Raw genomic sequence first — 11870 nt, forward strand, 5'->3', positions numbered from 1 at the left:
CTATATAAAAGACAGAATGAGCATGATTGCCTACAATAACATTGAAGACTTACAACAAAGGCTAACGCAAGTCGTTAACAACATTACTACAATCATTACAAAATCAATCTGCGGAAATGAATTCTACCTAAAAACCTTTAAGTATAAATTTAATGTCTAATTGGTATAACATTAGAAAATAGAAAAACAGCCCCTTATGTGAAATAGTTTTGATCTGACAGTTTGGGATTAATTTTAAGTAACCACACTTAATATATTAATTAGCCTCCAAAAGTCAGGTTATGAATTTAGAGACTAAGTTAATGAACTGCGCCGGAAGGGATTTTTATTTCAGCAGCAGGTGTTCGGTGCGTGTGGCGACGTCATGATTTAGAAACTTTTGAAAAACGCTTAAGCGCATTAGAGGCCCGAATGGCGCAGGAAAGCCTGGTGTTAACAGAGGCTCAGATGATGGCTATGGAACGTGAGCAGGAAAAGCAGGAAGCTCATGGCGAAATAAAGACGGAATACCCGGCTTATCTTGGCTCTCAGGATATCTACTATGTTGGAACCATCAAAGGCGTTGGGCGTATTTACCAGCAGACTTTTATCGACACTTATAGCCAAGTAGCCTTTGCAAAGCTCTTTTCCAGTAAACATGCTATCACATCAGCATATATCCTCAATGACCGGTAATTCTATTTTTGAGCAACAGGAAATCCCGCTGCTGCGTGTGCTTACGTGACCGGGGCACAGAATTTAATGGCCGGCTTGAACACCATAAATATGAGTTGTATTTAGAGATCGAGGGTATTAATCACAGCAAAACCAAAGTCCGTCATCCGCAAAGTAATGGTATTTGCGAGCGCTTTCACCAGATGGCCCAGGACGAATTTTACGCGGTCATCTTCCGATCATATGATCCTCCTTCATTCTCATGAATATGGCAGAAGACCCCGTCTTACTGTAAGAATTACGGCCAGCCATTATCCGTTCGTTCTCATTATACTTTGCAGCGTTGGACGGCCAGTTCTTGCCGGCTTTATTTAGCTTTTGCTTTACCCTCCTGTCTACAGTCTTATCTTTTAGGGCTGCATTAAGCTCATCAATAATTTGTTGGACATTGGCCGGATCAATAGGTGCGAAGCTTGACAGCCGTTTATCTTTAAGCTCATCAGCTGCTTCCAACTCGGCGTAATTCCATAAACCTTTCAGGCCGGCTGCTATCTTGTACCTATTGGTTTTAATAGTGTCTCCCCATACAAAAGGGTAATGGTTTGCATTGGCTTCAATTTTTGTGTTATCTAAATTAATATCTTTCAAACCTATGTGGCCACTGGATATCAGTAGCTGAACTATCTGGGTAAAAACATCTTTTAAAACTCCCGTAAGCTTGTCTGAGCGAAAGCGGTTGATTGTGTTATGATTAGGGGTAGACATGGCTGTTAACCACATAAAATATACATCCCGCTTCATTGTTCTATTCTACGGCTGTTGTACTCGTTACAGATATAGACATATACAGAGCCTTGAGCAGTATACGCGGATGATAGCTACTGGTACCTCCGCCTTTGTACTGGCTGCTTATACCATCAATATTCAAATGATCGATTATTGTATTGATGATCCGTACCGGGTATGTCTTTTCTATTAACTCTTCCAGGTCTGCAGGAAGTAACATGGCCTGCTGCTGATTGTACGTTTTAAAAAGACATTTGAGTTACTCATGCCTTATTAACGCAAATACAACATCCACAAGTACAAACTCGGCAGTCTGTTTTTATCTACAAGTGTGAATAACCCAAAAAAAGAGAGTGTCTTTTGTGACACTCTCTTGGTATTAAGCTTTATTGGAAAATTCCATTACAAGTCAGGAATAAAAATAAACGTTCTCGAAAGTCTAATTTATTCCTTCCAGAATCTTAAATGTAGCTGAAAAGAATTACCAGCACGCTAAAAACAAAATAACCCGTGGAAGTTGTATCACACCTAAAGTCCTCCATTTGTTAAAAGAATTTTTTTCTGGGCTGTAGTTGAACCACAGGCATTCGATAAGGTTAACTTAACTTGAAATACATATTCATTAAATTCTATAAATGGAGTTGAGGTTTGTACCGTATAAATATTATTGTTTTGATCTGTTATTGTCCAATTATAAGTTTGAGCATTAGAGAATGGGGCATATGAGCCAGCGAGAGATACTCTATAATTCATATTAGGATCATTAGCAATTGCGGGCGTTTGAGCTAAACTTATTATTGGGCGTCCGATCCAGATGTTTCTATTTACGGTCAAAGATGAAAGACCTGTTGTTATCGTAGCTGTTAGACTAACCATACCGTTGAAATTACCAACAGCGGAAACTACAGCAGTATTGTTGCTTGCAGAAATGCTTACATTACTGGTGCTCGCGCTCCAGTTCACTGTTGCACCAGTAGGTAAATTACTAATAGAGTAAGTTCCTGAAGTACAAAAAGATGATGAGCCAACAATGGACGGTACTAAGGCTTGGCTGGTAGAATTAATCCAGGAAAGATACTCAGATACTTTTGTAAAGGCTGATGGCACATCATAACCATCAGGACCTGACATTGATGCTACACCTACAAGAACATCCCCTATACCGGGTATGCTGACTGTCAAGGGCCCCCCGCTATCTCCTTCTGCAATACCCTCTATTGATGGTTCATTTCTGTGCGCATAAAGGAGCTTATCAGACCTTGGCATAAATGGATCTGGAATTAACATACTATTTTTTCCTATGAGTTTCATGTGTACCCAACGTAGCTGATCCCGACTATCATTACCACCACTACCAGTATGTCCCCAGCCTGAGGCGCTGACTGTTTCTCCAACATCCTGATATGATAGCTGATTTGATGCTATACAGTTAATTGATTGAGATGCATTGTCTAGAACTAACGGTTGGGAAAGGCGCACTATTGCAATGTCATAAAGATGTTTAACATTACCATCCCATAATGGATGAATTACTACTGTATCAATACTTCTACTTTGGCCGTTAAAATTTACACTTGCTACAGAAGAAGTTGAACCTGCCCCGACTGTCCCGTTGTAGGGGATCGATGCGTTATCAAAAAGATGTGCTGCTGTAACTATAATAGTAGGACTAAGAATTGACCCGCCGCCAAGTGTAAAATTCCCATCATTTAGGTGTATTGAGAAGGAAACTTGATAAGCTCTATTATCAATACTGATAGGATCCCCTCCAACAATTGAGGTTGTTTCTGGCTTTTTAAGATCTTTTTCAGTTTCCTGGAGCTGAATTTTGTCCTTTTTCTGGCATCCAACAAAAATTAGCAATAATAAAGCAATTGCTTGGTAAGCATGTTTTTTTTTCATGGCTTGTACTTTAGGTAAAAAAAAATGTTATTCAAACTGGTACTACATAAAAATAGTATTTTTAATATGTGTTAGCAAATTATTTATAACTACAAAAAGCCCGAAAAGCTTTTGAGAAAGCCCTTTTGTCGGGGTCGACGCATACAGGTGTTCTGCCCTGTTTATTTTGTCCTGATTGGGTAAAAAGAAGCTTGATTGAAGTATGTAATTTGTTGATATTTAATTGGCTGAGGTTTATAATAAACACTTGTGCTGAATGCGGCACTCGCCTGGCAATTGGTACATGAAGAAATAGCACAATGAGATAGCACTTGTTAACCCGATAAATATTTGCCTCATGGAAAGAAATCATAACATTCATGTTTTGCTGTGGTATTTCTTCAAAGCATCTGAAATACGCAGTATGCCCATAAATGATAAATAAAGCTGACCCAATTCGACCATATGGATCGACATGAAATGGTCAATTTGGGAGTCTGATATCTCAGTCTGGCCAGGAAAAAAATCTTATAAGATATTGGCAAACAAACGATTGTTATTTATTCTGATTGATGTTTGTATATTTATTGTTAATATTTTTTGAAAATATTCTTAATAGTGGCTAACTTGATAGTGTTTTTTTGGAAAACTACTAATTGGTTTAACTTATTCGTTAACAAAAACACATTACATGAGAAGTACTTTATTACTAAGCATTTTGCTGCTGGCCAGCAATTTTTTGCTCCGGGCACAAACAAAACCCATTACAGGTACTGTAAAAGATGAGGCCGGCAACCTGGTTCCTTTTGCCACTATTTCGGAAAAAAATACCCGGAATGCCGTATCTGCGGATGAGCAGGGAAACTTCCGTATTACTGCTAAACCAGGCGCGCTGTTGGAAGTGTCAGCTGCAGGATTCCAAACCCAAAGCGTGAGTGCAACTGCCAATCCTATGAATATTGTTCTTAGTGCAGGACAGGGACAGGTGATCCAGGAAGTAGTGGTTACCGCTCTTGGTGTTAAAAGAAACAGAAATGATCTTGGCTATGCGGCACAAACCGTCAACGCCGAAGAGCTGTCGAAGGCTGCGCAAACTGATGCGTTGAAGGCACTTTCGGGGAAAGTTGCGGGTGTACAAATCACCAGCTCCACCGGTACGCCGGGCGGAGCCTCCTATATACAATTACGGGGCGCTAATTCCATTACCGGTGACAACCAGCCTTTGTTTGTTATCGATGGCGTTCCTATAGATAATGGTCAAAATTATTCAGGAGATCCGGCAGATGGAACGAATAATGTTCTTTTTGGAACTACAAATACCAACAGAGGGGCCGATATTAACCCGAATGATATTGAAAGCGTTACCGTTTTAAAAGGGCCTGCCGCCGCTGCACTGTACGGTATCGGAGCTGCAAACGGAGCCATCCTTATTACTACAAAAAGTGGGAAGGCTGGTAGAACGCAGGTAGAATTTAATTCGACGCTCTCTTTTGACAAAGTGAATCGTTATCCCGGACTGCAAAATCAATGGATCAAGGGATCCTTTATAGATCAAGCCCGATATATAGCGGGGTACCCTTCATCAAACAGGTATTCATGGGGCGCTAAAGTTGATACCCTTTTCTGGACGGGCGTTCCGAATGATTTTGATATACACGGCGAAGTGGTCGGTAAATCTGACCCCAGGGCGAAAATACCTTTTGTGCCTTATGATAATATGCGTAGTTTTTTCAGAACGGCCCCTTCCTATACGAATTCTATCTCCTTCTCCGGCGGTAATGAAGTGGCCACTTACAGAATGGGGTATACCAATCTTTATCAGAATTCAATCGTTCCTACGCAATCTTTTCAACGGAATTCATTGAGTTTCGCAGGATCGTTGAAAATATCAGAAAAGTTTAAGGCATCTTCTACGATAAATTACACCCGAAGCAATAGTACCCAACCCCAGAATGGTAGCAATACTTCCGGTATTATGCTGGGGTTAACGAGGACGCCAATCGATTTTGATAATTCAAATGGCGCTAAAGATGCAAAAGATCCAAAGGCGTACCTGTTTCCCGTTGGAAGCGAATTTGCAGGTTTGCAAAGAGCTTATCGATTCAATGGTGAATTGGGCGTTTATGATAATCCGTATTGGACCTTGAACAAGACCCCTTTTACTACGGATCTTAATCGTATTATTGGAAATGTTCAATTGGATTATAATATCGGCAACGGGTTTACAGCGCTTTATCGTCTAGGCTCAGATATTTACCAGGATAACCGGCAGCAATATTACGATAAAGGGTCAAGTGCGTATTCCGATGGCCGTATTTTCTATGACCGGTACTCATATACCAGTCTGAATTCAGATCTGATTCTGGGATATACAAAAAAGATCTCTGAAGCATTTAAGTTTGATGGTAAGGTGGGAAATAACTTCTATTCCAATAAATTAAACGAGTTGTATACGCAGGGAGATGGGCTCGTATCCTCCGATTTTAATAATATGGATAACGCCACCGTTGTGAAGTCGGCCAACTTTGTTACTCCATACAGAAGATCGTCTGTATACTTTGATCTTAATCTGGACTATGCCTCTATTTTATTCCTTGAGGTAACGGGAAGGAATGACTGGTCATCTACGCTACCTGTGGATAAACGGTCATTTTTTTATCCGTCGGCTAATTTAGGTTTTGTATTTTCTAAATTAGGAAATCTGCAGAACAGTAATATACTAAGCTATGGTAAAGTAAGACTGTCTGCGGCCCAGGTTGGTAAAGATGCCCCGGCCTTTGCGTTGAATGGATATTATTCCAAGGCCACTTTTTCAGATGGGTATACTTCCGGAATTACGTATCCAAATGATGGCGTTGCCGGCTTTGGAAGGGTTTCAGTTTTAGGCAACCCAAATTTAAAGCCGGAGCGGACAACATCCTATGAAGTTGGGTTAAACCTTCAGTTCTTTAAAAACAGGCTGGGCCTGGATGCAACGGGTTATTACTCCAAGGGATCTGATTTGATTGTAACGGCTCCACTGGCAGCCTCTACAGGATACAATTCCCAGGTAATTAATTCAGGTTCTATTGAAACAAGAGGTCTGGAACTTCAGCTGACGGGAACTCCTGTTAGAACCAACAGCTTCAAATGGGAATCTTTTGTAAATTTCAGTACCTATAAAAACAAAATTCTGAAATTGGCCGACGGAGTACAACAAATAGACCTGAATGGCTTTACCGGAACCACCATTGCCCAAATCGCGGGGTACGGCGCCGCTTCCATTTTTGGCTATGGCTACGAGCGGGATGCCAATGGTAATATTGTTGTTGATGACAGGGAAGGCGATGCGCGGTATTATCCGATAGCGCCGGCTGTACAAAAATTTCTGGGAAATACAAATCCGAAATTCTTAATGGGATTTGGAAATACATTTACGTATAAGAACCTTTCCCTCTATGCTTTGCTGGATTGGAAAAACGGAGGAAAAATGTGGAATGGTACGCGGGGATCTCTTGCGGCGATCGGAACCTCTGATTTGACCAATAACCGGGATAAGATGTATTTATTCCAGGGTGTGCTGGGGCATTTAAATGATGCCGGCGAACTGGTGCACAATGATGCAAACGGAAATGAGGTGGCAGGGCCGGGAGCTGCAAATACAGTGGAGGTGCCTTTAAACGAAGCCTGGTATCGCGGTAACGGCGGCGGCTTTGGCAACCTGAATGAAGCCTTTATAGAAGACGCTTCTTATATCAAATTGAGGGAAGCAAGTATGTCATATGATTTTTCATACCTGCTGGATCAACGGCGGTTTATAAGGGGAGCATCGCTGGGCGTTTTTGTGAGAAATGTAATTCTCTGGACACCCTACAAAGGGATCGATCCGGAAACAAGTCTGACGGGGGCTACCAGTGCCCAGGGCATTGATTACTTCAATATGCCAGGTACGGCTTCATTTGGTGTGAATCTGAAAGTAAAATTCTAAAAGATGCACCCAAAATACAGCCACTTCTTTTACATAAACTAAATCAAGTAATAATGAAATATTTTAATAAAAAGCTTTCTGTAATTCTTCTTACTGTTACAGTCATTTTAATAAGCGCCTGTAACAAGAAGTATTTTTATGATGGGATTAATGATGATCCTACACAGCTTAAAAATCCCACACCGGCATTATTGTTATCGCCGATTCTTCTTGCATCGGGGTATGAATACGGTGGTGATGAATCCCGTTTCCCTTCTATTTTTATGCAGCAGGTAACCGGTGCCGCTAATCAATCTTATTCAGCAGGTATCTATAATATTTCTCCGGATGATGTCGATAATATGTGGAGCTTTGGATTTTATGGGGGGCTGATGAACAATACCTATGATCTAATTACAAAATCAGGAGAACTGAATCAGAAGTACTATCACGCCATCGGGCAGATCGTAATGGCCAATTTGCTTCAAAGAGCAACAGACTTATGGGGAGATATTCCTTATGCACAGGCGTTTAAAGGAAACGAAAGTAAAAATGCAGCATTTGATACACAGGAGTCTATTTATGCGACTGTTTTCTCGCTTTTAAACGGGGGCATAGCAGAGATCGAAGCTGGCGATGAAGGCGCAACCTTACCCGGGCAGGAGGATATCCTGTATCGCAATGCAAAGAATGATATTGATTTGCAAATAGGGCATTGGAAAAGATTTGCACATGCGCTAAAAGCCAGGTGTTTTATTCATCTTGCAAAGGTTTCCCCGGTTTATTATGATTCTGTTTTAAAGGAAGTGCCATTGGCGTTTAAGGATAATTCAGATAATGCGATCGTACCTTTTAGCGGTTCCAGTGTAAACTCTTCCAATCCTACTTTCCAGTTTAATGATCAGCGGGGAGATATCGCTTACGGCAGTAATTTTTTATATTACAAATTATTGGGAAATGATCCCCGCTACAATATCTATTATGATACAACCATGAAGGTAGATAAACAAACCGGCAAAATTGATACGTTGGTAGACCTGGGAAGTTTTAATGGTGCCGCCAGTTCTTCTATATATTTAATGACTTATGATGAGCTGAAATTCATTGAAGCGGAGGCCCAGTTCCAAAAAGGAGCAAAATCATTAGCGGCGGATGCCTATAATACGGCGGTAGCAGCCAACCTGGCAAGAACAGGGGCCGATGACGCTTATGCAGCTGTAGTAGCTAAGACCGCTGCAACCATCACGTTAAATGATATTATGACCCAGAAATACATTGCACTTTTCTTATCGTCGGAAGTGTGGACGGATTGGCGCAGAACTGGCTTGCCCCAGTTAACCCCGGCAAGCGGAAATGTTACCGGTGGAATTATTCCCCGGGCATTGGTTTATCCCAGCAAAGAAATAAGGTATAACAGCAATACCCCTAAGAACAGAACGCTCACGAGCAAGCTTTGGTGGGATAAATAATGATATATTTCCTTATTAATTTTATGAGGGGCTTTCTTCAAATGAAGATGGCCCCTTTTTATATAGAGATCTGCAGCACCTGCCTGGCCATAGCGTAATAAACCAAAAGAGCGCGGCTTAAGGTAGTAAGAGAGCCGTTAACAGAAATATGTTCCAAATAAAAAATAGGAAATTTAAAAGTTCCTTCAATTTTGTTCCTTAACAAAAACATGATTTTAAACCCGGTACCGACGCAGTACTTTGATACTACTTCTTTTATTACCTTCGTTCAAACAAATAAAATGAACGAACAACAACAGAACCAGTTAAATATAGAAATTTCGGAAGAAGTGGCAGAAGGAACCTATGCAAACCTGGCGATCATCACCCACTCAATGGCGGAATTTGTGATCGACTTTGTAAATGTAATGCCGGGAACACCCAAAAGCAAAGTAAAATCGAGGATCGTATTCACCCCGCAACACGCAAAACGCTTTATGAAAGCGCTGATCGACAATATTGAGAAATTTGAAGCTTCGCAGGGGGTGATCAAGGACCTGGATGAAATGCAGGTGCCGGTAAACTTTGGCGGACCTACAGCGCAGGCCTAACTAATTTGTTTCAGGTTTAAAAGTTTCAGGTTCCAGGTTGGCTTCTTCGATTACAGATCATAGAGCGAAAACATTGTCCGGGGATATAAGTTTGAAGCAGATCCGGCCTCTTAAAACGATGATATAGTACGCGGCATCAGGTAGCAAAACGGATCTGACGTGAAACCTGGAACTTCAAACGTGAACTTCAAATCTATCGCCTTTTCCTGCCGCGGGGGGCATCGGATTCATATTTGGGCAGGGGAGGATCCGGTTTTTGCTTGATCCAGATAACGGTGCTTTGTGTCATTTTAGGATTTTGCTTTAGCGCTACTGTTATAGACACTTTCTGTACGGTGGGCGCATCCGGTAATACCAGGCTATTGCCTTCAAATTTTCCGTAATCGGTAGTAAACCGGAGCTCCTTGTCGGTAAGGGGCAACCAGCTGCCATCGCTCATTTTGCCATCAATGTTAATATAATTATAGGTACCTTTTTTCAGACTGTCTGTATACAGGTGAAAATGAATGCTTTCAATTTGCTGCGCCCTTGCGGTTATCGCTGCTAGCATCAATATAAGGAAAACGCCGGTCTGCTTCATTTTTTTTAACACTGGTTCTTTTATAAGACGCAGCGGGAAGGCAAAAGGTTGTTATACCGGCATGGCTCCGGCCGCTTCAAGCAGTTCCGCTATTTTGGGATATTCCAGTTTCTGCGCATGTGCCAGCGGGGTAACGCCCTTTTTATCAGGAAGGTTTACATTGCAGCCACCGGCAATAAGCTCTGCCACAACCGGCGCATGTGTTTCATCGCCTTCACCAAGGATAATGGCTTCCAACAGGGCGGTCCAGCCCAGTTGATTGACATGGTCAATGGGAAATCCCGGGGTGTTTACGAGCAATCGTACAACTTCCAGGTGTGCTTTTTCTGCAGCCGGAATCAGCGCCGTACCTCCATAGCGGTTGAAAATGTTAAAATCCGCACCATGATCCAGGCAGGCTGCTACCACGGTGGTAAATCCCTGTGCACCGGCATACAAAAATGGGGTAAAAAGCACCGCGTCCCGGGCATTTACGTTTGCGCCATGTGCGATCAGCAGCAGGGCTATATCGATCTGTTTTTTGTATAAGGCGTATAGCAACGGGGTTTGGCTTTCCGGATTGGTTGTTTCCAGGTTGGCCCCGCCCGCAAGCGCAGCCCTAATATACTCCGTTTTATGATCGTCGATGCACTTAAAAAGGTTGATACCCATGTTGTTTTTATATAATGATCCCGCTACGTGAAATCTGCCCTGCAATAATAAGCTGTTTTTAATAAACGGAAAGACAATGTCTGCAGATTAAAATGCAGAAACCGGATGCCGGTTTACTGGTTAAGTCTTGGTTAAAAAAGCTACCGGTTCATAGTAAAATATTTATTACGATCTTTGAGTGATGCGGGTATCCAAAAAAGATGCAGAAGTCATTCACAACGCTATTGACCACTGGGAAGCAGAAAAGGTAGTTGATACAGAAAAAGCGGCGCAGCTGCGAAATGCGGTTGATGTATACAAAGACGACCTGGGCTCTTTTACCTTTTATGCGTTTGTAGCGGCGGTTTCCTGCGCCATCCTTGCGTTTGGTGCCATTGTGCTGGACGAAAAATGGATCGAAAGGCTTCGCCGTTTTTTTGCATTTTCGGAGGTATTGATCGGCGGCATTTTTTTAGGGCTCTCTGCGGTGCTGATCTGGTTTGCCCGGAGACGGAAACAAAAACACCCCGATGCTTCTCTAAGTAATGAAAGCTTTAATATACTAACTGTTTTGAGCCTGGGCGTATCCATCACCTATTTAACCCGGGGTTTGGGAGAAGGATACCGGTTTTATGGACTGGTTGTTTTCGCACTGGCTGTCAGCTATGGCTTCGTAGCCACTTATCTGCAGTCGAAGTTGATATGGATATGCGCCTTATTAGCACTGGTGGTGAGCTGGTGTATTCAAACCTGGACCTGGTCCGGCCCTGCCCATTTATATTTCCTTGGTATGAACTACCCGTTGCGGGTAACGGTTTTTTGTACCGTATTACTGGCAGCAACTGTTTTCCTGCGCCGCCAGCTGCAAATGAAGCACCCGCCTTTTTATGAAATTACGGTTTATTTCTTTTGGATCTTCCTGCTGCTTTCGGGGTTGTTCCTCTCCGTATCCGGCAATCTGAGTTATGATGTATGGAGTAATATCCGCCAGGGACGCCTTTTTCCCTGGGCCTTGGGTTACACGCTGTTATTGTGTGGTCTTATTGCATATGCCTATAAGCTAAAGGATGAGCTGTTTCGCGACCTGGTATTACTGTTCTTTCTGTTAAATATTTATACCCGGTATTTTGAATATTTCTGGGACAGAACGAACAAAGGCATCTTTTTTGCAATCCTGGCACTTTCCTTTTGGTTAATCGGTCGTAAAACGGAGCAGATGCGCAAGCGATTTACGAAAGGCTAGTGACGGTTTGCTGTTAGCCTTCAGCTTTGGGCCAGCGTGGGAAGGTGCCGTGCCTTAAGCGGTTTAAAGGAGCATCCACAACCGGGCACCA

General features: G+C 42.2%; 9 protein-coding genes and 1 pseudogene. 5 read left to right on the plus strand and 5 right to left on the minus strand.

Annotated features, from left to right (window positions below; genetic code table 11):
* Positions 1–301: 301 nt before the first annotated feature.
* Positions 302–893: pseudogene (locus tag Q1V85_RS08090) on the plus strand (IS481 family transposase); the annotation flags it as partial.
* On the opposite strand, the gene Q1V85_RS08095 reads toward Q1V85_RS08090, so the two are convergent.
* The 3 genes from Q1V85_RS08095 to Q1V85_RS08105 all read right to left on the minus strand — a co-directional run bounded on the left by Q1V85_RS08095 (position 883) and on the right by Q1V85_RS08105 (position 3342).
* Entirely contained in the window at positions 883–1455 is a 573-nt protein-coding gene (locus tag Q1V85_RS08095; protein WP_300598799.1) for a transposase, read from the minus strand. The pseudogene Q1V85_RS08090 and the gene Q1V85_RS08095 overlap by 11 nt on opposite strands.
* Positions 1456–1459: 4 nt before the next feature.
* On the minus strand, positions 1460–1660 hold the full coding sequence (locus Q1V85_RS08100; RefSeq protein WP_300598800.1) for a hypothetical protein: 201 nt from the start codon (positions 1658–1660) through the stop codon (positions 1460–1462).
* 308 nt (positions 1661–1968) lie between these two features.
* Positions 1969–3342: a serine protease gene (locus Q1V85_RS08105; RefSeq protein ID WP_300598801.1), complete on the minus strand. Its 1374-nt coding sequence runs from the start codon at positions 3340–3342 to the stop codon at positions 1969–1971.
* Between the two features lie 670 nt (positions 3343–4012).
* On the opposite strand from Q1V85_RS08105, the gene Q1V85_RS08110 reads away from it, so the two are divergent.
* From Q1V85_RS08110 to Q1V85_RS08120, 3 genes are all read left to right on the plus strand, one after another.
* On the plus strand, positions 4013–7288 hold the full coding sequence (locus tag Q1V85_RS08110; protein ID WP_300598802.1) for a SusC/RagA family TonB-linked outer membrane protein: 3276 nt from the start codon (positions 4013–4015) through the stop codon (positions 7286–7288).
* A gap of 53 nt (positions 7289–7341) precedes the next feature.
* Positions 7342–8736 carry a SusD/RagB family nutrient-binding outer membrane lipoprotein gene (locus Q1V85_RS08115; RefSeq protein ID WP_300598803.1) on the plus strand — a complete coding sequence of 465 codons (1395 nt, stop codon included), beginning with the start codon at positions 7342–7344 and terminating at the stop codon, positions 8734–8736.
* A gap of 281 nt (positions 8737–9017) precedes the next feature.
* Positions 9018–9326 carry a DUF3467 domain-containing protein gene (locus tag Q1V85_RS08120; RefSeq protein WP_300598804.1) on the plus strand — a complete coding sequence of 103 codons (309 nt, stop codon included), beginning with the start codon at positions 9018–9020 and terminating at the stop codon, positions 9324–9326.
* Positions 9327–9519: 193 nt separating this feature from the next.
* On the opposite strand, the gene Q1V85_RS08125 is transcribed toward Q1V85_RS08120, so the two are convergent.
* Both Q1V85_RS08125 and Q1V85_RS08130 read right to left on the minus strand, forming a co-directional pair.
* Positions 9520–9906, minus strand: coding sequence for a hypothetical protein (locus tag Q1V85_RS08125; protein WP_300598805.1), 387 nt, complete (start codon positions 9904–9906; stop codon positions 9520–9522).
* A gap of 51 nt (positions 9907–9957) precedes the next feature.
* Complete coding sequence (locus Q1V85_RS08130) at positions 9958–10557, minus strand: ankyrin repeat domain-containing protein (protein WP_300598806.1); 600 nt, start codon at positions 10555–10557, stop codon at positions 9958–9960.
* A gap of 181 nt (positions 10558–10738) precedes the next feature.
* Between Q1V85_RS08130 and Q1V85_RS08135 the strand changes: the two genes are divergently transcribed.
* The gene (locus Q1V85_RS08135; protein ID WP_300598807.1) at positions 10739–11779 is read left to right on the plus strand and encodes a hypothetical protein; all 1041 of its coding nucleotides are present in this window, start codon (positions 10739–10741) and stop codon (positions 11777–11779) included.
* Positions 11780–11870 lie beyond the last annotated feature (91 nt).

The sequence above is a fragment of the Niabella sp. genome (assembly GCF_030150205.1).
GTDB lineage: Bacteria > Bacteroidota > Bacteroidia > Chitinophagales > Chitinophagaceae > Niabella.